At 55.9% G+C, this 18,969-nt stretch carries 26 protein-coding genes; all 26 read right to left on the reverse strand.

Features of this window, described 5'->3' with window-relative positions; all coding sequences use genetic code 11:
- Window positions 1-21 precede the first annotated feature (21 nt).
- Window positions 22-297: a hypothetical protein gene (locus A6A26_RS24235; RefSeq protein WP_063881327.1), complete on the reverse strand. Its 276-nt coding sequence runs from the start codon at window positions 295-297 to the stop codon at window positions 22-24.
- A 30-nt stretch (window positions 298-327) separates the two neighbouring features.
- Window positions 328-957, reverse strand: a complete 630-nt coding sequence (locus A6A26_RS24240) for a thioredoxin domain-containing protein (RefSeq protein WP_063881329.1) — start codon at window positions 955-957, stop codon at window positions 328-330.
- Window positions 954-1,163 carry a hypothetical protein gene (locus A6A26_RS24245; RefSeq protein WP_063881330.1) on the reverse strand — a complete coding sequence of 70 codons (210 nt, stop codon included), beginning with the start codon at window positions 1,161-1,163 and terminating at the stop codon, window positions 954-956. The genes A6A26_RS24240 and A6A26_RS24245 overlap by 4 nt, the downstream gene beginning before the upstream one ends.
- Entirely contained in the window at window positions 1,160-1,624 is a 465-nt protein-coding gene (locus A6A26_RS24250; RefSeq protein WP_063881331.1) for a hypothetical protein, read from the reverse strand. The genes A6A26_RS24245 and A6A26_RS24250 overlap by 4 nt, the downstream gene beginning before the upstream one ends.
- A 10-nt stretch (window positions 1,625-1,634) precedes the next feature.
- Entirely contained in the window at window positions 1,635-2,435 is an 801-nt protein-coding gene (traF, locus tag A6A26_RS24255) for a type-F conjugative transfer system pilin assembly protein TraF (protein WP_063881332.1), read from the reverse strand.
- The gene (traN, locus tag A6A26_RS24260) at window positions 2,432-4,297 is read right to left on the reverse strand and encodes a type-F conjugative transfer system mating-pair stabilization protein TraN (RefSeq protein ID WP_063881333.1); all 1,866 of its coding nucleotides are present in this window, start codon (window positions 4,295-4,297) and stop codon (window positions 2,432-2,434) included. The genes traF and traN overlap by 4 nt, the downstream gene beginning before the upstream one ends.
- Window positions 4,294-4,914, reverse strand: a complete 621-nt coding sequence (gene trbC, locus A6A26_RS24265) for a type-F conjugative transfer system pilin assembly protein TrbC (RefSeq protein ID WP_063881334.1) — start codon at window positions 4,912-4,914, stop codon at window positions 4,294-4,296. Before trbC ends, traN begins: the two co-directional genes overlap by 4 nt.
- 44 nt (window positions 4,915-4,958) lie before the next feature.
- Window positions 4,959-5,396, reverse strand: a complete 438-nt coding sequence (locus tag A6A26_RS24270) for an HNH endonuclease (protein ID WP_063881335.1) — start codon at window positions 5,394-5,396, stop codon at window positions 4,959-4,961.
- A 20-nt stretch (window positions 5,397-5,416) separates the two neighbouring features.
- Window positions 5,417-6,409 carry a conjugal transfer pilus assembly protein TraU gene (traU, locus tag A6A26_RS24275; protein WP_063881336.1) on the reverse strand — a complete coding sequence of 331 codons (993 nt, stop codon included), beginning with the start codon at window positions 6,407-6,409 and terminating at the stop codon, window positions 5,417-5,419.
- Window positions 6,406-6,747, reverse strand: coding sequence for a hypothetical protein (locus A6A26_RS24280; protein ID WP_063881337.1), 342 nt, complete (start codon window positions 6,745-6,747; stop codon window positions 6,406-6,408). The genes traU and A6A26_RS24280 overlap by 4 nt, the downstream gene beginning before the upstream one ends.
- 206 nt (window positions 6,748-6,953) lie before the next feature.
- Window positions 6,954-8,105: a hypothetical protein gene (locus tag A6A26_RS24285; RefSeq protein ID WP_063881338.1), complete on the reverse strand. Its 1,152-nt coding sequence runs from the start codon at window positions 8,103-8,105 to the stop codon at window positions 6,954-6,956.
- Between the two features lie 631 nt (window positions 8,106-8,736).
- Complete coding sequence (locus A6A26_RS25690) at window positions 8,737-8,898, reverse strand: hypothetical protein (protein ID WP_156506715.1); 162 nt, start codon at window positions 8,896-8,898, stop codon at window positions 8,737-8,739.
- Window positions 8,883-9,443: a hypothetical protein gene (locus A6A26_RS24295; RefSeq protein WP_063881340.1), complete on the reverse strand. Its 561-nt coding sequence runs from the start codon at window positions 9,441-9,443 to the stop codon at window positions 8,883-8,885. Before A6A26_RS24295 ends, A6A26_RS25690 begins: the two co-directional genes overlap by 16 nt.
- A 2-nt stretch (window positions 9,444-9,445) precedes the next feature.
- Complete coding sequence (locus A6A26_RS24300; RefSeq protein ID WP_063881341.1) at window positions 9,446-10,177, reverse strand: hypothetical protein; 732 nt, start codon at window positions 10,175-10,177, stop codon at window positions 9,446-9,448.
- A 39-nt stretch (window positions 10,178-10,216) separates the two neighbouring features.
- Window positions 10,217-10,909 (reverse strand): hypothetical protein, encoded by a 693-nt coding sequence (locus A6A26_RS24305; RefSeq protein ID WP_063881342.1) that lies wholly within the window; start codon window positions 10,907-10,909, stop codon window positions 10,217-10,219.
- On the reverse strand, window positions 10,902-11,189 hold the full coding sequence (locus tag A6A26_RS24310) for a hypothetical protein (protein WP_063881343.1): 288 nt from the start codon (window positions 11,187-11,189) through the stop codon (window positions 10,902-10,904). Before A6A26_RS24310 ends, A6A26_RS24305 begins: the two co-directional genes overlap by 8 nt.
- Complete coding sequence (traW, locus tag A6A26_RS24315; protein ID WP_063881344.1) at window positions 11,186-11,806, reverse strand: type-F conjugative transfer system protein TraW; 621 nt, start codon at window positions 11,804-11,806, stop codon at window positions 11,186-11,188. The genes A6A26_RS24310 and traW overlap by 4 nt, the downstream gene beginning before the upstream one ends.
- Window positions 11,803-12,255, reverse strand: coding sequence for a type-F conjugative transfer system protein TrbI (gene trbI, locus A6A26_RS24320; protein ID WP_074181063.1), 453 nt, complete (start codon window positions 12,253-12,255; stop codon window positions 11,803-11,805). The genes traW and trbI overlap by 4 nt, the downstream gene beginning before the upstream one ends.
- Window positions 12,248-14,920 (reverse strand): type IV secretion system protein TraC, encoded by a 2,673-nt coding sequence (gene traC, locus A6A26_RS24325; RefSeq protein WP_063881345.1) that lies wholly within the window; start codon window positions 14,918-14,920, stop codon window positions 12,248-12,250. Before traC ends, trbI begins: the two co-directional genes overlap by 8 nt.
- A gap of 2 nt (window positions 14,921-14,922) precedes the next feature.
- On the reverse strand, window positions 14,923-15,471 hold the full coding sequence (traV, locus tag A6A26_RS24330) for a type IV conjugative transfer system lipoprotein TraV (RefSeq protein WP_063881372.1): 549 nt from the start codon (window positions 15,469-15,471) through the stop codon (window positions 14,923-14,925).
- 297 nt (window positions 15,472-15,768) lie between these two features.
- On the reverse strand, window positions 15,769-16,167 hold the full coding sequence (locus A6A26_RS24335; RefSeq protein ID WP_063881346.1) for a hypothetical protein: 399 nt from the start codon (window positions 16,165-16,167) through the stop codon (window positions 15,769-15,771).
- A gap of 32 nt (window positions 16,168-16,199) precedes the next feature.
- Window positions 16,200-16,442: a hypothetical protein gene (locus A6A26_RS24340; RefSeq protein WP_063881347.1), complete on the reverse strand. Its 243-nt coding sequence runs from the start codon at window positions 16,440-16,442 to the stop codon at window positions 16,200-16,202.
- Window positions 16,420-16,941 carry a hypothetical protein gene (locus A6A26_RS24345; protein WP_253851965.1) on the reverse strand — a complete coding sequence of 174 codons (522 nt, stop codon included), beginning with the start codon at window positions 16,939-16,941 and terminating at the stop codon, window positions 16,420-16,422. Before A6A26_RS24345 ends, A6A26_RS24340 begins: the two co-directional genes overlap by 23 nt.
- On the reverse strand, window positions 16,916-17,701 hold the full coding sequence (locus A6A26_RS24350) for a hypothetical protein (RefSeq protein ID WP_063881348.1): 786 nt from the start codon (window positions 17,699-17,701) through the stop codon (window positions 16,916-16,918). Before A6A26_RS24350 ends, A6A26_RS24345 begins: the two co-directional genes overlap by 26 nt.
- Complete coding sequence (locus tag A6A26_RS24355) at window positions 17,698-18,432, reverse strand: hypothetical protein (protein WP_063881349.1); 735 nt, start codon at window positions 18,430-18,432, stop codon at window positions 17,698-17,700. The genes A6A26_RS24350 and A6A26_RS24355 overlap by 4 nt, the downstream gene beginning before the upstream one ends.
- Window positions 18,429-18,959 (reverse strand): transcription/translation regulatory transformer protein RfaH, encoded by a 531-nt coding sequence (gene rfaH / locus A6A26_RS24360; RefSeq protein WP_063881350.1) that lies wholly within the window; start codon window positions 18,957-18,959, stop codon window positions 18,429-18,431. Before rfaH ends, A6A26_RS24355 begins: the two co-directional genes overlap by 4 nt.
- Window positions 18,960-18,969: the final 10 nt, after the last annotated feature.

The following is an 18,969-nucleotide window of genomic DNA, read 5'->3' on the forward strand; positions in this document are numbered from 1 at the left end:
CCACTGAGTGATTCATCATCATTAACTCCACTGCGTCATAAACCCATTCCGCCGGAGAGTGATACTGATTAGCGCGCCACAACCTGATCCCCCGGCGAGGGAAAGCAGGAAGAGCAGCGGAAAGTCCCGGACGGCGCTGAGCAACCCGGCATCCGGTCCGCCTGTCAGAACCAGCAAACCGCCCTCCGTAAACTCACAGACAAACCAGGCATAAAGTCCGGCTGATGCCAGAAGCGAGGCGCAGATAAGCAGTAACGCTGTCTCCAGTCTGGAGAGCGTCAGGGGATGTTCAGTCATGATTTTTTCCGTAGGTGACAGCGCTGCGGGTTACTGAGGCGTCAGCGCTCCGCTGCTGGGAACCGGCCCTAATGTGTCCGGAGAAAGGTGATCAATATCGGCTTCGATCATCAGGGTCAGTCGCTGGCTTATGGTGGCCATGTCAGCCTCACCCTGATAAAGCGGATAAGCCACGTTAGTGTTCACGTTAACCATGAATGTGGTCGGGGTCGCTATCGGCAGCCCGTTACCGAAGAATGTCAGAATCTCACCGGCAATCGGCTCGTTCGGTCCGGCCTTTCGGGGGATCAGTACGACCGGAAATGAACTGTCACCGTATCCGTCAAGCGTGTAGGGATAGACCTTTATGCCTGCATCATCCGCCCATGCCTTCAGCAGCGGATCAAATTTGGCGCTGTGCGTGCAGCTGCGCTGCATGAAAACGACCACGGCATAATCATTCAGGTTTGCCGTTCTGCCGTCAGGCAGCGTGATCGGATTAGGCGGCCTGGGCGTGGCACGCCGCAGCGGCGTAGCGGCCGGGAGTCCGAAATCCGGTAGCACGGCACCCCGTTGCGCCTTTGTCTTCTCCATCGCGGCAATCTGATCCGCAACGGTAGTGGCGCTGGCGGCAAACGACAGCCCCAGCAGGAGGGAACCCAGCAGAATATAATCTTTCATTGTCCGGTCACTCCCGGCCGTCTGGTGCGCCTGAGTGCCTGGACGAGTGAAAAAAGCGCCAGGACACCGGCAATGGAGCCGCAGGTTACGGCTCCCGTCACCAGCACATCGAGAGTGAGTGCGGCAGAGTAATTCAGGAGCATTCGCAGGCAGTTGAAGATGACTGCCGACATGAAAAAAATGGCGACCACTGGCAGATGATTCATGATTTTTTACCTTTTGCATGTCCCAGATATACCCACACGCAAATGCTCAGGCAGAGAGAAAGTAATACGCCGGACTTGTAGAGCATCCACAACGTGTTGTTGGTCTGTTCAACCCATGCATCACGGCTCACTGGCTCCCTCTTGCACAGAACCGTAACCGGAGCGGGCTTCAGCTCTGAAAACTTTTCAGCGGTGCCTGTTTTAGCTGTGCCGGATACGTCAGGAGGCGTGGGTTCGGGTGACGGCTGACACCCCCAGACCTGCGAGGCCGGTGCGTCGCGCACCAGGCTTTCCGCAGAGTTCAGGAGCATCTGGCCGCCGCTGCCGGCATTCATCGATATCCACAAAAACAACAGAAAGAAAAGCAGCGCAGGATGTATCACAAGCGTCTGCAGAACGAGATTTGCCAGACGACGGACAGCAACAGCGCGCCCGTGCCAGACAGGTGAGAGTGCCAGCATAATGATGTCCTCAGAAATTGGGTTTGAAGCCAGTGGCTACGTTAAGAAAACGCTTTGCCAGGTCGTCCTGGGTCATGAACCCATAGGCGAGCGGTCGGAAGTTTTTTGATTTGGGGTCAACGAGGAAAAGTGCCGGATAATGCGTGATCCCCATGCGTGCACTTTGTCCGTCATCCTTACGGCTGTCAGGGACCTGCGGTGAAACATTCCCGTCCACACTGACCGGTATCAGCGAAATGTGCCGCAGTTGCGCGAAATCAGCCACCACGCCTGCCATCTGCGCGTCTATCGGGTCACCGCCCCGGTAGAAATAAAACAGACCGTACTGTCCGGAAAGTTTTGTGATGGCCTCATTCTGCTCTTCCTGATCCCGCGCCTGCTGAAGCGGGGCCGTACTGTTGTAGTGCGGATGCTCCAGATTGTAATCGAGGTCAGGATACTTGAGCTGTGCCACGGCAAAAGACTGGCTGAACATCGAGGCTCGGTCAGTCCAGAACTTCTGCCAGCGCAGAAACGTTGCCGTGTTTTCCGCTGAGGGGTGCAGAATCGCGTTCGCCTTCGCCTCCTTAGTGTACTCTTTCAGTACGTCCGCCTGCTGAGAGGGCGACAGCTTGCTGAAATCCGGTATCCTGGGCTGTGCCGGCGTGAGTCTGGGTGCCGGTGCGTCCGGCTTCTTTTTGGGTTCGTTGTACCAGTGCCATCCGGTAAAGGGTTCAGCAGGCGTCACCACTGCATCAGCAGGGACACCATCATCGGCAAAGGCCGGTAAAACGCCTGCCAGTAACAGGCAGGCCAGTAGCGTCCGTTTCATTTTTTACCTCCTGTCTGGGACTGAACCTGTGCCGCAATCCTGTCTTTTGCCTGCTTTGCCATTGCATCCGCGTTGGGGATTTTCTGGTTGGCCATCAGGTCGCTGTAAAAGTCCTGGAAGTTAATCAGGTCGAAGTTGATGCTCTGCAGTTCAGGAACCGTGATGCCACGACAGTTCGGCGAATCGCCGCTGCCGAAGTCCACGTGCAGCTGGTCACGACGGCCCTGCTCCTGAATGATGCGGCTCAGTTTGCCGCCGAACACACAGTAAACCTGACTTTTCTGCACGCAGACGCCGAGAACCGCGTGATCGCACTTCTCACCGACAAACACCGTCACCTTTTTCGCCTTCGCCTTGCCGATGGCCATTTCCTCACTGTTGCAGTTGGCCAGTCCGGAACTGTTGCCCCAGCCGGTATCCACACAGCAGTTTGAAAAGCCCGCAACGGCCTTACGGCACGACATGGCCTGACCGGTAAAGGCCCGGATGTCGATCTGACTGCCGTTTTTCACGTCATCCCCTGCAGAGGCCAGTCCCGCAAGCTTTGAAACGGCCATGTCGAATCCGTTATCACCTGCACCGTCCGTGTCGCTGCAGTCGCCGGTCTGACAGAAATATTTTCCACCACACATCAGCCCCTGCGACGAGTACGTTGTCTGACACTGATAGGTATCGTTTTCATGAATGCAGGCAGTACCGTAGGTCTGTGAGCAACTTTTGCCTGCCAGCGTGCAGTTTCGGTTGTTGATGAGCTGGTCGCAGTTGCCCGTGGAGGTTACCGGCACGACATAAGCATCAGAGTATTGCCAGCAGTCGCTGTACTGGGTGTAATCCCGGCCGTTCTGGTTAATGGTGCGGCTGCCTCCCGGATCAACGCACTGTGTTCCAGCGTTACCTGTTGACTGTGATTTATCAAACGGGCAGCTTTCGGTCCAGACAACCTGTGAGGTTGTGGTGTCACGTTCTGCCGTCATAGGGAGCGTAATTCGTGCAACGTACTTCCCGTTTGCCAGGCTATTCTTCATTCCATCACGGTAAGTGTCATTGTGGCCCGAAGCATTCCACCTCACCATCATGGATATGACCTGCCCCTTACTGACATGCTGTGCCGCAATGGAGAATGAGCCCGAGCTGTTGAGGTCAAAAGTGATCGACTGGCCTAAAGACTGCATTGAAAAGGTAAATCCGCCTCCGTGATAGTCGGGTGAGTCAGGCTGCTGAAAAACCCAACTGCCACTGCTAAGTGTTCCGTCATCCGGCACAGTGAAGTCATAGCGTACCCACCAGTCCCCTTCGTTATTGCCTGATGAGTTCCTCGCGTCCATTACAAACTGTGTGGTGTAGGTCTCCTTCGAGCCTGTCACCTGGATACTTGCGGTGCGCGCGCAGGTCTGAATCTGGTTCACGTCTCTGTCACAGCTGTAGTTCTCAAACACCGACTTGGATACGACCTTCTGGCTGCAGTTGGCGTTGGAGCCGTCAACAATACTTCCGCCGTTGGCCTCGGCGTTTTTGCCGTTCTGAATAAAGTCCGCATTAGGATCGATTTTCACGGACGGGTTTTTGGTGCTGGAATCATTCACCGTCTGACCGGCTTCGTTCTGGCCGAGCGATGTCTGACCTTTATCCGCAATGCCACCATCACCGCCCCGAACGCCACCGTAATAACCACTCTGGGAAGGGCTCGGCGTGTAGCCGGGGATCACTGAAGAGGGGTCGGTCCCGCTGGCCGCCGACGTACCCTGACTTTTATTGTTCTGACCAAAATTACTTGCATCGTTGAAGGCGTCACTGTTGGCGTCAGCGAGGACACCCCGGACGCCGGTAAGCAGCAGAAGCGCAATCAGACAGAAGCGTTTCATCGTCCCTTCTCCCCTTCCTGCAGCATCTGCGCTGCCGTGGCGCTGCAGTCACCGCGTTGCTTAACTTCCTCCAGCGCCTGTTTAAGCGTCAGGCTGCCATAAAGAACGTCGAATTTCTGGCCGCAGGTCACCACCAGTGCCGGCACGGCTTTGATGCCGTACTTCTGATAGAGCGTCGGGTCAATCTGCACGCCCGCCTGCTTATCCTTTTTCGACAGTTCAAACATCGTCTCGGCCGTCTTGCGAAAGTCGTTGTCCAGCAGCCCGCGAAGCGTTGCCGGAATCCCGAAGCGCCGCGCATCCTGAAGCATCGGCAGCAAGCCTTCTTCCGGAATGCCCAGGCTCACGAAATAAACAGCACGCGGCGTCGGACGATCGGCGCTGTTTTCTTCCGCCTGCGAGGCCGCGATCTCGTTCCGGAACTGATTAACCCTGTCCTGCTGCATATCCGGGAGGGCGATGTTTGCGCCCTGCAGCTGCTGTTTGAACTGTTCCAGTTCCCGCTGCTGCTGTTTCATGTACGCCATATCGCTGTCTGCGATAACGGGCTGTTCAGCGGCGTGCGCGCAGGAGACTGCGATGCTGAAAGCCAGCACCGTCATCAGTATATTTTTCATGGGAATCCCTAAAATAATGGAGGTGATTTCTGGCTGGCGCAGCCTTAAGCCCGGACGGGGTCGGCCTGCCCGCAGTCCTGATAACGCTCAAACCAGAACACTACCGGTTGCGTTGTCACCTGAATCTGCCCGAACCGTTCAGCAGTGCGGAAGTTGACGCTGGAGGCTCTGGCCCTGTCCACCTGCCTGGCAATCTGCTCCCTGAACATCTCAACGCTGTAGGTCGCTTTAAACAGATTGCACGGGGCGCACGCCGGGAAATGATTATCCAGGCTGTCCCGCAGCGTAAAGGTCACGCTGCCGGTCGCTTTCAGTTTCCACACGCCTTTCTTGCGTGCCTGCTCATCCACCTCGGAAATACGCAGAACAGGCTCCACGTGATCGGCGTGCCATCCCTTTTCGGGTAACACTTCACCGCAGTAGGCGCAGCGGCCACCAAACTTCAGGCGCAGAGCTGCACGCTGCGTTTTAGTCAGTTTCACGGTATTCGGGCTCCTGAACGTCAGAGGTATACGCAGTTTCGCTTTCGCCAGAGCAGCCAGCCAAAGTTCTTTTTGGTGGCAGGCGTGTTGTGGGTACTGCCCCAGAGCTGCGTCGAAGTGCCAAAAGGATGACAGTCACTCGGCTCCGGATACATGTTGACCATCTGATATCGCCAGCGGGTTTTTGGGATGATCGGGGACGGGTATTCATAACAGACCGCCACATCCGCCCCGACCGTCTCCATGACCAGGCCCTCGCGGTGCAGCTTGAAGGCCATTCGCTCCGTAACAAGCAATGACGCCTCCAGCGGTGAAAACTCGTTACTGGTGTAGCCCGTGAACGGGTACATTGAACCCTGCGCGCCGGCACACCAGAACAGCGGATCGAGTGGCAGACCTGCTGTGGAAGAAATGGAATCGGCTGCACAGGCTCCCTGCGCAAGCAGGTTATTGAACAGCGCGACTTCCGGATTGATGATCATCGAAAGCGTACTGTCGTTCCAGAGCGGGTCCACTTCCGAGAGATAGGCAATATCCATGTCCCCGGTCTGCATACAGCCGGTACTGGTGATGATATTCAGCCAGAACAAAAGCGGATATTTGTACCAGTGAACGTGATAAAAACTGCCTGGCGTGGGGGCGTCACTCTGCCCGGCCCGCCCCGTTCCGGTTTTCCCCAGATTGATTTTAAAGCCCCCCATATTCACCATGACGCCCGGCTCACGGGTCACATCGGCCAGGGCGAGAGGTTCCCAGAAACCGATGGCCAGCCCCAGACGGTAAAAGATGCCGTAGGGGCATAACTGAATGGGTGATGCCGGATTTGGCGTATCCGGATGCGCGCCTGACGCCAGCTGGATACTGCCGAGTGACATCGGAAACAGACACTTCCAGCAGACATCGCTGATGGGGTTCACCCAGCGCCCGTCACCGGCATTATCACCACCTGCAAGGGCAGGTCGGGCTGCAATGACTGAAAGCAGCAGGCACAGCGTCAGCAATAATCTTTTCATTCATCCGCCTTTTCAGCCAGCGGACAGAGCCACACACAAACCGGGCCGTCGTCAGTGTCATGAATACTGCCTGTAAACCAGCCCTCCCCGAGCGGTCTTATAGGTTCCCAGTCACTGCAGTTACCGGTTTTCCAGTAGCGTTCCATCTGCGACGGATCGACGTCATTTTCCATCCAGGATGTCGCGGATTTAAGTCGGTGCGCGTTGAGCCAGGCACTGAAACCGTCAAAAGCGGCAAATTCATTCCCGTCAACGGAGGTAAAATAGTCAGGATGGGTCCAGTGTCCCCAGCGATCGCGCACGACATCGCGCGCTGAGATTTCAGCGTGAACTGTCATAAAATGAATTCCGTGATTGTGGCAGCAGCGCTGCCGTAGCCAGTTAATCAGGCCTGCCTGCGGAATGCAGGCTGAGGCGTACCGCAGCAGGGCGAGGAACGAACAGCCTGTGTGCCGCGGGCGGAGAATGTCAGAATATCAGGGGGAGAATGCTGGCCAGCACGATGAAGCCTGCACTCATTAATATTGACAGTGTGATTAAAGATTCAATTCTGTTCATAAACGGCCTCGGGTCTGGTCAGGTCCTGTGATGCGGCTTTGAATGTTCTGAAAGCCCAGCCGCCAGCAGCGCGCTTTTCTGCTTTTTCCGTGATGCCCTGCTCCAGTGCGGTGGCCAGCTCCGTGAAGAGTCCAACAAGCTCCTCCTTCCGGCGCCAGGCATCAGCCTCCAGCACGATCCACAGGTGGTCCTGCGTCATATCGCGGCCACCGCTCAGGTTTTCATGCCAGGCCCATGCGACAGGCTCCACGCAACCGTCCTGTGTTTCGGGCAGGAAGAAAGGGGACGTATACGTCATCTCACAGGTGTTGCCTGACCAGAGGACGGGCTCACTTCCGCGTCCACAAGCCTCCTCCTGTTTCCGAAAGGCCTCCAGTGTTTTCCCGAACAGGTGAGAGTCCGGACGCGTTTCAGGAAGCCTGCAGGGACCGCCGTACGTGCAGTCAATGCTGCTGACGTGGTCGTTCCAGAAAAAATATTCGAAGAAGTCGAAGTTTCTGAGAAATGCCGGGATGACCGAATGAAGCTTGCCGGCCGCCACGCTGCAGGTCAGCGTGACCTGACGCAGGGGTTCATGGCCTTCACCCTCCCCCGGTATGGCCGGATAAGCGCAGTAACACATCCCGCACTTTTCATGCATCACCACGCGGTGGCAATCGGGGAAGTGACTCATCCTGACGTTGACCTGATGCAGGAAAAAAGACAGGTCGCGGTCAGGCATTCCGCTGTCGGTCTGTATCAGCACGACCAGCCAGTCCCGGTCCTGACCGGGCCTGAAATCTTTGAGAGCGTCTGTCCAGTTCATCGTCCCGACCATCCAGAAATTCTCTCTGCAAAACCTGAAACGGCTCCCGGGCCCTTCCTGCAGTTGCCAGCTCACACCTCCTACGCTGCCGCGCAGTTCGCCTTCTGACTCTGCGAGCGGATGCCCTTCCAGCCTTTCTGACATGGCTTCTATCACATCGGGAATGCCCCTTTGCAGCCCTCCAGGCGCAGCCGATAAAATCAGCCTGTAGTGAGTCAGTTTGCCTTTTTCCTCGCTCTCACTGCTGGCGTCATTCTCGTTCTTCAGTTGAATGCGTGTCGCGGCATTGCTTAAACAGGCATGATTAATTGCATCAGAGGGTATCTGAGTCATATTGGGTTATCTCCAGAATAGCGTTAAGCCGCCAGAGAATTCCGCGGCTTGTAACACGAGTGTGTCCGCGCTGCCTGCATTCTCCGCGCCGGCAGATTTTGCGGTAAAAGCACGAACCGCGTGCCCCGTCAGGGCGGGGAACGAACAGCCAGTTTATGGCGGGAAGGAAAATCTCAGATGTTCAGAAGAAAACTGTATTTACGCAAAGGCGCACACAGCAATATCACCTTCACTACCTTTCGGTAACTCATCCATGAGCTGAGCTTTTACAGGGCGCAGAGAGGCTTGTAGCGCACGTTGAGGTTAAAGGGGGGATTAAGGCGATGAAGCTAATCTCCACCCCCGCCACCATCACCCCCGCCACAGTGCCCCCCCATGTCGGATGAGCCACAACTTACATCATGCCCTCCGGTATGTGTGTCGCTCATCAGAACGGACGTATGCACACTGCTGTCATCGTCTGAGTTGTTTGCTGAATGCGTCCTGCCCTGTGAGCCGGATTCAGATAAACGGGAGATAAAGTGATAGATAAACCACGGCAGGGTTGCCACGCCGAAAAGGACCAGAAGGATTTTTGCTGTATGCATGATTCAGGTTTCCTTTCAGAAGCCCGCACTGTCTGGCGGGGTGATTAAATGCTGGCCGGCGCTGCGGGATAAGCACGAAAGGCGTAGCCACTGTCATCATCGTGATCGCCTGCGGCCACCTCACCTTTTTCAATGCGGCTGGCCGTCTGCTCCAGAAACCACACGACTTCTTTATCTGTAGTATGGCGGTTCAGCTGCAGCAGCACCCACAGATTTTCCTGGTCAGATTCGTTACATGGCTCTCCAAACACCTCTGTCCAGACCTCCGGGCGACGTGACCGCCACATCCCGCGGTGCCAAAGTAAGACGGCTTGTCTGCGTTAGTCCTGGCAGTCATAAGTACGGTTACGTTGTGGTCTGAAAAAAAACGCGTCATTTCAATTCCGGGCGAACACAACTGTGAAACCGGAAGGGTTCGCAGCAGTGAAGGTAAAGATGTCTTCAGGGTTCCGCGCGGCGCTGATATGTTCAGGCTAATCTGTCGTATGGGCCAGGCCTTCTTATACCAACTCAGGTGCGTGCCGAGGCTTTCTGCCAGCCTGCTGAGTTTTTTATCTTCTTCACTCCCCTCAATCTTTTTCCAGTACTGTCTTAAGTGGTTCATTTCTTCCGAATCGTTGTAAAACCCGTAAATTCTTTGTTGCTGCCTGTCCAGTGCTGCCCTCAGTTTTCTCACCTGCCAGAACAGAAACAGACTGAGTCCTGCAGCAATCATGAGCCCCACGTACAGCAGATATCGTTCATGTGTCATCGTCATCCCCCTTGTTGTGACATGGCCCCGACCGCCCAGTCGTCTTTCACACTGGCTGACTGTAAGGGGCGAGCATGTCGTGATGGATAGGTAATAAAAGCCCAGCCGGTATAACCGTCGTTAACGCCATACTGGACGATCCCTTTTTCAATCTGCTCAGCGACAGACCGGAGAAAATGCGGCAGCGTTTCAGGCGCGGTCTGGTGCGTACCCTGCAGCAGTACCACCACCAGTTCCCTGTCCGGCATCGGCATATGCGGGCCAAAAACCTGCGTATAGGCTCCTGGCTGCGCGGCTCCCCCAAACGAGTCGGGACCAAAAAAGGAGGGGCTGTCAGCGGTGATGTCCGACTCCATGTGCCAGCGTAAAACGCCGTCCCCACCGAGTTTCCCGCCGGTCGTCGTCCCTTCTTCTTTCCGGAGGAAGCGGGCCAGCTGACGCAGACCATCAGGAATGTCCCGCTGCAGCGTGCCTGGCGAGCCCCAGCACATGATGCTGACCTGCTGCAGTGGCCACATATCCTGCAACCAGCCTGAATGCACATCACGCCGGTTCATAAACGACTGAGGGGTGATGGCCTTCTGGGTATCAGCGTGCTGCGAGGCATTGCGGCCGTCTGCCCGGCCTGTCAGCGCTCTCAGCGTGTGCTGACGCACCTTTTTTCCGACGATCACGGCCAGCCACACAGTAAGGGCAAGCGCCCCCGCTGCGAACAGCGCATTGAGTTTATCCACCTTGCTTCTCCCGTTCAGAGGGGCAGTTCTGGTGCATCGTTAATGAGGAGTGTTCTGGAGTTCCTGGTCTGTCATGCATGGCGCTTCTCCTTTCCAGACCACAAACCAGCCTGCTGCTTCTGCCCCCCTCCGGCACATTTCTGTCCAGCCGGTTGCATGGCCATCTTCAGTTGCGGAAGCCAGCCGCCTCTCTGCAACTTCATCTGACTGAAACGGTGCCAGATAGCGCTCTCTTGCCATAAAAACTTCCGCACCTACACGCTGGCGTACATAACGAGGAAGCTCTGCAGCCGACTTAGCATCGGTTCGCAGCGTATATCCCTCTTTCTCCAGCGCCCCGCCAAACGCCGCCAGCAGGAACTGCCAGTAACGAATGTTTTCGCTCTCAGCCATATAAGCAGCCATCTTTCGGCTTCCGAGCTGCGGAGGAGAAAACACGCTGAACGTTTCTTCCGGCTGAGGCGTATTCGCCTTCCGGGGCGAAAATTGCCGGACAAAGCGGCGCAGAATCACGGCAAACGTCAGGAGGAGCGCAAACATACCGGCTGCGGGAAGATGATCGATAAGCGTCCCCAGCGCCCGTATACTTTCAGGCGCGATGACGATTTCTGACCGGCAGCTCTGCAGTGGCTGGAGGTCTGCCATCGGGTGACTGCTGAGAGGCTCAGCCACCATCGGGACGGGATTCTCAAAGGAGCCGTCCGGTACGGCGGTCAGCGTTCGTTCAGTCATCTGTACGGCCCTCCGTCGTCAGATGCGCCATGCCCTGCTGGCGCATGACTTCACCCACGTCTCTGTCGGTCAGTGAGGCAAGCACAATGGCCGATCGGGCAGAACCACTGCACGCAAGCAGGGCCTGGAGTGCGGCACGGAGGATGACGGATTCAGTGTAAAGCGGGTACTCGTCAATCAGCCTGCGAAGACCATTTTTGTCATTATCATCCAGGCGAACCTGGGAGTTATGACGCTTGATTTTTTCAGGAGGCACCTGCCCCCTTGTGATGTGACTCATCTCAGTGCCACCTCCTCCACCCTGAGCGCCCTGTCAGCACGCGTTATCCGCACCGGCGTATGCTCAAAGCCGAATTTTGTTGTTAACGTTCCGTACTGGTCGAAATACACCGGCTCATCGAGCGCCACGCTGCTGTCGTGAATGTTGCCCCTGACCAGAATGACTTTGAAATTCTGCTGTCCTCTGACCTGCGTTTTAATCCACGCCATCTGTGAAGGGTTATCACCATCAATGAAATAGAGCGTTTCACTGTAGGGCACCTTATCCAGCGGGTTAACCCTGTCTCCCGCTCTGGCAATGACGTTTCCGCGCATGTCACGTACGGTTTCACGGACCGTAAAGGTCGGGTCGTAGAGAAACGCACGGTCTTTAATGGCGGGCGTCAGCCCGGCAACCGGAGCAGGCCTCACGGCGTGTGCTTTAACCCGCGCTTCGGCTTCACGCTGAATCCGGGCCATTTCGCCGCTGTCCTGCATCGATTTCAGGCGCTGCGCGATAAATGTCAGCAGATCCGGTTCAGCAATCTGAAACAGGTGGCCGATACTGCCCAAATCTTTCGCGCCGGCCGGTAATGAAACCAGCGCACAGATCACAAGCGCGACCAGCCGCCTTTTCATTGTGCCCCCTGCATTTGCCGGGCGATCTCAGACTGGATTTCCGGTGTGATGTCATGTGCCCCGCTGACAACAGCTCCTTTCACGAGGATTACCCCGCCGTGCTTCTGCTTCCATGCGTTCAGGCTGCTTTCAAGGGCCGAACTGAAACGGCGGGTCAGCGCCTCAGCCGCTTCTTTGGTCAGCTGCGCCTGCGCACTCTGCTGTGTAAACGTGTCGAGGGTGCCCTTCATGTCAAACTCGACCGTCTCCTGCTGGTAGCTTGCAGAAACCAGCATGCTGACACCGGCATTCAGTCCCAGCAGGAGCAATGCAGCGAGCGAAATGACTAAAAAACGCCGCTGTAAGAACGGCACCATTTTGCTGCCTTTTTTCGCCGAAACCGCTTTTTGTTCCGCTGTGGCCAGAGGCGCATCGTCTTCGCCCGCGTCCACCGCTACATCGTTATGCATATTCTTCCTCCTTCAGACCTTCGGATTTCGGCATACCTGCCCAGAGTTTCAGTTTTTCCATCTCGTCCTGGTACATGTCGGGCTCCGAAGCCAGCAGCCATGCGGCTTCTTCACTGGTTGCACCTGCATCCTGAGCATCACTCATGTACTGGTAATCTGAGCCTTTTGTACTGAACATTGCCCGCGTTACCGGATCTACAAACACCCGATAGAACGAACTCAGCTCACCCGTTGAAATCATCACTGAGCCGTAGCCTGTTCTGCCTGCCTTCTCGAACCCACGAATGATCTCCGTTTCCATATCGCTGAACTGGTCAGGGTTGGCGTTAAGATATGTTGTCAGGGCCTTACGGTCCTGAAGCAGCGTAATCTTGGTGCCGCTGTTGTCCCATGCTGCAGCTGCAGCTGACGGAGCCGGTTTGTCAGGAAGTCCGGTGAAGTCTTTCATGCCCTGAGTGATCGTAATGAACGCACCTTTGTGTCGGCGCACGGTGCGATAACCGGTTTCGATGAAGCGTGCGGCGTGCGGGTTCTGCCCACTGAAAAGACGCCAGGCCTCATCGATAATGGCCAGCTTTTTCAGGTCACGCGGTGAGTTGTACATTTTTTCCTGAATGGCGAGGATCAGGGAGTAAAGCACGGCTGACAGCAGATGTGGCCTGCTTTCAAGGCTTAACAGCTCCAGCACGGTGAAACGCGTTTTACCATCAAGAGTCGGCGCGTCGGAGTTAAAGTATTCCCCGTCACTTCCCCAGGTACACCAACGGTCAAGCAGCAGAACCAGCTCATTCATACGGTTCATGATCGTCGGCTGAGTGCCGTACTCGCGCTGTACTTCCTCCGACTTCAGGTAGTTCACGACGTCGTCGATACGTGCACGGTTTTGTCGTAACGCATAGGCCGCGACCACGCCTTTTTGCAGTATGGCCTCACTGATTTCATCGAGCCTGCCCTGCGGGCTGGCCAGAACGGCCAGCAGACCGGTGATCCCTTCAGCCGACTCACTGATGTCTGTTACGTTGGCAAACGGGTTGAAACGCAGTGTTTCTCCGTCAAGGTAGGAACCACCGGCCTGTCTGCAGAAGTTTTTGTAACTGCCGCCCATATCGATGACGTAGCCGAAACCGCCTGAATTGAGCACCTCGCGCAGCACATTCTGAATAAGGAAACTTTTTCCTGCCCCAGACGTGCCGGTGACCGCCCAGTTATAGTTGCTCGCCTCACTCTCATCGTCATACATGTCCAGAAACGTCAGCTGATTCCGGTAAGTGACCAACGGAATCCCTTTACGGGACATCTTGCGCTCGGCAACGACAGGCATCAGGTTGACGGCATTGAAACTTTTACAGCGCAGCGTGGCGCCCATGTGCTTCATGTCATCCCACAGCCCTTCCTGCATCAGGAAAGGCAACGTGGTGAGCCAGTTGCGCAGCTGCTGATAGCGGGGAGCGGAAATTTCGAGATCGTTTTTGCGGAACACGTTGACTGCAGCATCTTCACACCGCTGCTGCTCTCCCGCGTCGTCCGGGGTGAACAGCGTCAGGTTCAGACTGAAATCACACATGGCTATTTCATTGTTAACCAGCCCCTGTCGCAGTTCACGCCATTCCTGATAGGCACGTTCCGTACCGGGGAAAAGTTTGGCGTAAGAGGTGGCCGCTTTTTTGCCGAGGTCCTGCTCCTTATGGAAAGCGTCATTCTGGCTTTTTACCTGATCCTCCACACAAATCGTCCAGCTCAGAATAAACGGACAGGGAATACCGAGGTCGGGGAAACGCATGTTCTGAAGATTGTCTGAGGCCTGCCACAGCGCAAACCGCGCCGGTGCTTTCGTCAGCTGCATACTGACAATACGGGTGCTGGCCACGGCGTCATCATCGCCCTCACTCAGTTTTCTGTCCTCGGGCTGACGTGCTGTCGTCATACGAAGGTAACCCGGATGGACTTCAAGCTCAGTACTGTGGTCCACGCTCTGACGGTGCAACTCCTGCTCGGTGTTCCAGTGTGAGTCACTGGCCGTCACCTGTCCGGGGCGATAGTTCAGCTGTTCACGCATGACGGACAGGAATTCTTCCGGACCCACCGGCTTCGACTCCATATGGGCAGCCTGCAGTGAAATACGGAGGGTTTCACGCAGCTGAGTGACCGCATCCATCGCCTGAATCCCGCCTCTGCCCGCCTGGCCGTAAACCAGAAAAACGCGGTAGTTACGCAGATACAGGGGATAGCCACGCCTGTTACTCAGTCCACACAGTGACGCGCGCTCCCAGAACGCTTTCGTTATGTTATTCAGACGGGGGGCCATGCTGCCTTTCCACATGTCCCTGCTCAGCCCCTCATCAAGCATGTCGCCCACACATTTACTGGCCACCATCAGCACGGTGACGGGTGTCTTGCGCGGCAGCTTTTTGCGAAGCAGGTCATCCAGCCCCTGAACCACTTCCTTGTTTGCCCCGGCCAGCGGGGAGACTTCCATGATGAAACCCAGAGAACGGCTGTTGATGTACAACTCGGTTTTGTCATCATACATCCGCCAGGGGAGCAGGCTGGTCAGTGAGGGATAACTGAAATTCTGACGCAGCATGCTTTCCGCGATTTTCGCGCTGCCTTCATGCTTGCTGCCGGTTAACAGACCTGAAAGCTGATTAAGGAGGGATTCAATCATGGTTACTCCCCTTCACTGATAACGCGATAGTCATCATTCCAGCGGGATTTTTTCTTCACAAACTCCACGACCGCGGGCTGATGAAAACTGTCCTGCTCATCCACCCAGGGCGCGATCCACAGACGCTGTGTTGCGTCAGGGATGCGTCGGGCATCTACCTGACCGGGGCCGTTACTGTCTGCGGTTGTTACGGTGCCGGCAGGCAGCGACGATGCCCGCACGGGAACCGTTGACGCTCTTATTGTGCCTGGCGTCACTGCCTGACCTGATACCGGACGAGGGGCAAGCGTTGCGACGCTGACTGTGCGTTGAGGGTTTATGGCGGGCTTCACATTGCCGGGCGTCGCCAGCGCCTCAGCGGCAGCCTTTGGGGCCGCGTCCTTTTGCGCGGTCAGGTCATCCAGACTTTTACCTTTGTCAGCCAGATGACTGGCTTCGGACATCGTCAGGCACTGGTCAGTCGCGGTTTTGTTGCAGTCGAAATCAGTGTTCATACCGGCGCAGCCGGTGAGCGCAGCGCACAGCAGTGCGCACGCAAACAGTTTTTGCATGGTGAAGTCCTCTGGTGCGGCAGCGCCGCGGATAAGGGTGTGAATGTAAAAAGTGGCGGTGAGAATGACCTGTCGGATTAAACGGTTTTCACCCAACGGGGCTAACTGGCTTCCTTCTCCCTGATAAGGGTCTTAAGCCTGGACGAGGTCTGGGGGCCGCTGCTGCTGAGCAGCGACTGCGGGGCCTGGGGCGTTACCGCGCCCGGCCACACGCTACACAGACAGATGAACGACACAACCCGGCAGAAGCACTGACGCGTTCATGAAAAAACGCCTGAGTAAAACATGCCTGGTTCTTCAGTGGTTTTCCTTGTCCGTGCGTTCATAACAAATATCATTAACACACCAGTATTTACCGATATCCCGACCGTCCGTTGTGAGAGTGGTTATCGGCTCCATCACTGCTGTGCCAGGATCGGCATTCACACAACCGCTGACTGTCACCACGTAACCGCTGGTCATCACCAGCACAGAAACATCGTCATCGTGGCGAAAGAAGCCGTGGCAGTTGTTTTTCACCATCGCCAGTGAGCCAATCTGTTGCAGTTTATTTTCACTTTTGGCATGGATCATCATCGGCAACCCATAAAGCACGCCCAACGACAGTAACCCGCAAAACCCCGCGAATAAGAGAAGTGAGAGCAGGATTTCAATGTTCTTCGATGATCGGTTATTTGACACCTTACGGGTCGTCATATTCTGTCACTCCTTGCCGCGTCATACGCCGCTTAGTTATTAACTTCAGAAATTCGCTGGCCATTCGCTGTTCCTCTTTCATGACCGCTGCTGTCTGCTGAAGGCAGGGGGTCTGGCTCAATACAGGGGCTGTTCAGTGACTGGTTAACAGATTCAATGGCCGTCAGCAGCGCAGCCAGGGTTTTACTGTCGGCCTGTGACAGCCATGCTTTACGATACCGGATGCGGAGCGAGCAGAGCCGTATCCGCGCTTCACGGGTGTCGGTTGTCGTCATGATGGCGGTCCTCTGTTTCATAGCCCATTTTGCGTGACGTGAAAGCGAACTCCCGTCGGTTCAAAGCCTGTTGTTTGTACCGAATTGCACATTCCTCCGCTTTTACCCATTCATCCAGCGCCTTTGGGTCAAGATGGCCATCCGTTAAAACACTTTGCTGTAGTCTGGCAAAAGCGTCCGGATCAGTGGGAAGGTACGAAACCAGTTCATCTGCAATAAGGTCAGCCCAGTTATGCGGTTTATTTCTCCACCGAATCCATAACACACCCGATAAAACGACCGATGCCAGACCTGCCGTCAGGAGTACGGGGCGGATTTGTTCCGAAAAAAAATCATCCAGATTGATTAACACGATAAAGGCAGTCACAGCCCACACAGCAAGGGTCTCAACATGAAGTGGGTGTCTTTCCAGCCATCCGACATTCATCCAACGGATACGATTAAACTGTTTTCGCTGCCTGTTAAAATTATCCTCAGTCTGGCTCAGGTTCAGATTCACTTTCCCCTCCACTCAATTGAGAAACGGTAAGCAGCCGCTGGTCTACCCAGCCCTCTGCCCTGCAGGTTGCCACGGCAGAAAACGTGTTTTCCGGCGTCCAGTTCAGCACCGCCGCGTTGTTTTCCGGCACGCTCTTTACATCGTCGAGTTCACAGGAAGGCAAAACCGCTTTCCCGTGACGAAACGCCGTCACGATGATTTTTACCGGCTGGCCACTGACAATGTGTGCAGGAACGGCCCACTGAAAACTGACGTCAGACTCTCCGGACACGGGGGCTGGCTGCTCACTGCCCCCGCCGCTGTCTGCCTCACGAAGCCGGCTGTTTATCCATTCGCGATCGCTGGAAGACAAATCGTGCTGACTGAGTAACCAGACCAGCGCAGCCGTACCCATCCAGCCGGGACCACTGGCTTCTTTCTCCCTGATGATGGTCTGAAGCCGGGGTGAGGGCTGAGGCCCGTTGTTGTTCAGCAGTGACTGCCGGGCAGTAGGTGAAGGCCGGTATCCCGAAGACGCGCCGTTAACCCTGCCCGCTGGACTGCCGTTTCCTCCGGCAGATGTCGCGCTGCTGCCCGATTCCGGCCTGAAGCTTTTATAGGCGGGCGCGCTGCCTGTTGAGGAGGGCCGGTAGGACGGACTGCGGGCGGCAAAGCCTGATGAAGATTTAAAAGATGATCGGGAAGAGAAGCCGCCCGCCATTACGGGCAGCGTCTGCAGAAGGCAAAGCGCGACAAGCGCACCCCTGACGAGAATGTTCATTTCGCCTCCCAGTTTGCCCGCCCGTTCACGGTGATAATGCTTCGGTCTTTTGCAAGGGTCTGAATGCGCAGAATCTCTCTCGGGCTCAGCGTAGCGGGGGCCTCGGCAGTTTCCAGTTTGTTGTAACAGTCGCCAATACAGCGCAACCGCCACAGCAGCGCGCTGGCCTCATCGTGCTGCTCGTTGTAAAGACGGCTGAGACTGGCGGGTGCCCTTGTGTCGCCTGCAAGCCAGGCCTGAGCAAAAAAGGCAGCGGCACGGACGCTGTCTTTCTGCATCCACTGCCCCCGTTCCAGTACGTGGGCAGCAGTGGCCAGAAGACGCGCTGACGACCTGTCACCCGCCGAATGCGTGGCAAGATTTATCAGTTCTTCAGCGAGTTGGGGCATCCGGGATTGCAGCTCCTCCGGCGGGTCATCCCGCATAAACAGGTCAATGAAGGCAGCGGGAGAGCGCCGGTTTAACGCTGTGCGGTAAAGTGAAAGTGCGAGCTCCTGATACGCAGTATGCACTTCCTCTGAGCATGTCGCTCTGAACACTCCGGGATGGCAGTTTTTTTCCGCGTCCTTGTTCAGCTGCTGATAGGCCTGAAACGCATCAGGATTCTGCAGTGCTTTTGTCCGGTCTTCATCAAACTGCCTGTCACCATAGTCACAGCCGGCCAGCAGCATCACAGTCAGCAGCGCGAGTGTCGCCAGAAACACGGCCCGCTTTTTTTTGATTACGTTCATGTCCTGTACTCGTTGCAGCTTTTGTGACGGAACCTGACGCCTTCCTTACGCAGTTTCCGCAAATCCAGCTCAACGATGCGGCCCATCAGGGTAACAAGCATGACCGCCCGCTTTGTGCCGTTTGGCTCATGCCAGACGGCTTCAAAACCCTCAAAAACGCCGCTTTCCAGAATGACCGTGTCGCCGTGAGCCGGGGGTTTTTCCTTTGTTTCCACAACCTCGCCCGTCATTTCTTTAAGCGCGTCCATCTGACTGTCACTCATGACGGCCAGACGCTCCCCGAACCGGACAATCTGCGAGACGCCGCGCGTTGCCTTAATGGTTGTGGTGTGGATTTCCTCCGGATCGAAGCGCGCAAAACCGTAGCCAGGAAACAGCGGCGTTGGCTTAAGGGAGGTTACTTTTCCCTCAGCCAGTCGTCTGCCGGTGTAAAGAGGAAACCAGCACTCCACTTCCTGATTAACCAGATGCGCTTCAGCCCGTTTTTCCTGGGCAAAGAGAGTTTTCAGTACGTACCACTGTTTCATCGCGAGTCCT

This window comes from Pantoea sp. OXWO6B1 (genome assembly GCF_001641135.1).
Taxonomy (GTDB): Bacteria; Pseudomonadota; Gammaproteobacteria; order Enterobacterales; family Enterobacteriaceae; genus Pantoea; species Pantoea allii.

Excerpts from the sequence above, each read along its gene's own strand:
- A6A26_RS24355 (WP_063881349.1), bottom strand. The coding sequence starts at position 18,432 with ATGAACGTAATCAAAAAAAAGCGGGCCGTGTTTCTGGCGACACTCGCG.
- traF (WP_063881332.1), bottom strand. The coding sequence starts at position 2,435 with ATGAAACGGACGCTACTGGCCTGCCTGTTACTGGCAGGCGTTTTACCG.
- A6A26_RS24280 (WP_063881337.1), bottom strand. The coding sequence starts at position 6,747 with ATGACAGTTCACGCTGAAATCTCAGCGCGCGATGTCGTGCGCGATCGC.
- A6A26_RS24245 (WP_063881330.1), bottom strand. The coding sequence starts at position 1,163 with ATGAATCATCTGCCAGTGGTCGCCATTTTTTTCATGTCGGCAGTCATC.
- A6A26_RS24340 (WP_063881347.1), bottom strand. The coding sequence starts at position 16,442 with ATGACGACAACCGACACCCGTGAAGCGCGGATACGGCTCTGCTCGCTC.
- A6A26_RS24310 (WP_063881343.1), bottom strand. The coding sequence starts at position 11,189 with ATGAGTCACATCACAAGGGGGCAGGTGCCTCCTGAAAAAATCAAGCGT.
- A6A26_RS24285 (WP_063881338.1), bottom strand. The coding sequence starts at position 8,105 with ATGACTCAGATACCCTCTGATGCAATTAATCATGCCTGTTTAAGCAAT.
- A6A26_RS24350 (WP_063881348.1), bottom strand. The coding sequence starts at position 17,701 with ATGAACATTCTCGTCAGGGGTGCGCTTGTCGCGCTTTGCCTTCTGCAG.
- trbC (WP_063881334.1), bottom strand. The coding sequence starts at position 4,914 with ATGAAAAATATACTGATGACGGTGCTGGCTTTCAGCATCGCAGTCTCC.
- traU (WP_063881336.1), bottom strand. The coding sequence starts at position 6,409 with ATGAAAAGATTATTGCTGACGCTGTGCCTGCTGCTTTCAGTCATTGCA.
- traC (WP_063881345.1), bottom strand. The coding sequence starts at position 14,920 with ATGATTGAATCCCTCCTTAATCAGCTTTCAGGTCTGTTAACCGGCAGC.
- A6A26_RS24305 (WP_063881342.1), bottom strand. The coding sequence starts at position 10,909 with ATGACTGAACGAACGCTGACCGCCGTACCGGACGGCTCCTTTGAGAAT.
- traW (WP_063881344.1), bottom strand. The coding sequence starts at position 11,806 with ATGAAAAGGCGGCTGGTCGCGCTTGTGATCTGTGCGCTGGTTTCATTA.
- A6A26_RS24295 (WP_063881340.1), bottom strand. The coding sequence starts at position 9,443 with ATGACACATGAACGATATCTGCTGTACGTGGGGCTCATGATTGCTGCA.
- A6A26_RS24240 (WP_063881329.1), bottom strand. The coding sequence starts at position 957 with ATGAAAGATTATATTCTGCTGGGTTCCCTCCTGCTGGGGCTGTCGTTT.
- trbI (WP_074181063.1), bottom strand. The coding sequence starts at position 12,255 with ATGCATAACGATGTAGCGGTGGACGCGGGCGAAGACGATGCGCCTCTG.
- A6A26_RS24335 (WP_063881346.1), bottom strand. The coding sequence starts at position 16,167 with ATGACGACCCGTAAGGTGTCAAATAACCGATCATCGAAGAACATTGAA.
- A6A26_RS24235 (WP_063881327.1), bottom strand. The coding sequence starts at position 297 with ATGACTGAACATCCCCTGACGCTCTCCAGACTGGAGACAGCGTTACTG.
- A6A26_RS24250 (WP_063881331.1), bottom strand. The coding sequence starts at position 1,624 with ATGCTGGCACTCTCACCTGTCTGGCACGGGCGCGCTGTTGCTGTCCGT.
- traN (WP_063881333.1), bottom strand. The coding sequence starts at position 4,297 with ATGAAACGCTTCTGTCTGATTGCGCTTCTGCTGCTTACCGGCGTCCGG.
- traV (WP_063881372.1), bottom strand. The coding sequence starts at position 15,471 with ATGCAAAAACTGTTTGCGTGCGCACTGCTGTGCGCTGCGCTCACCGGC.
- rfaH (WP_063881350.1), bottom strand. The coding sequence starts at position 18,959 with ATGAAACAGTGGTACGTACTGAAAACTCTCTTTGCCCAGGAAAAACGG.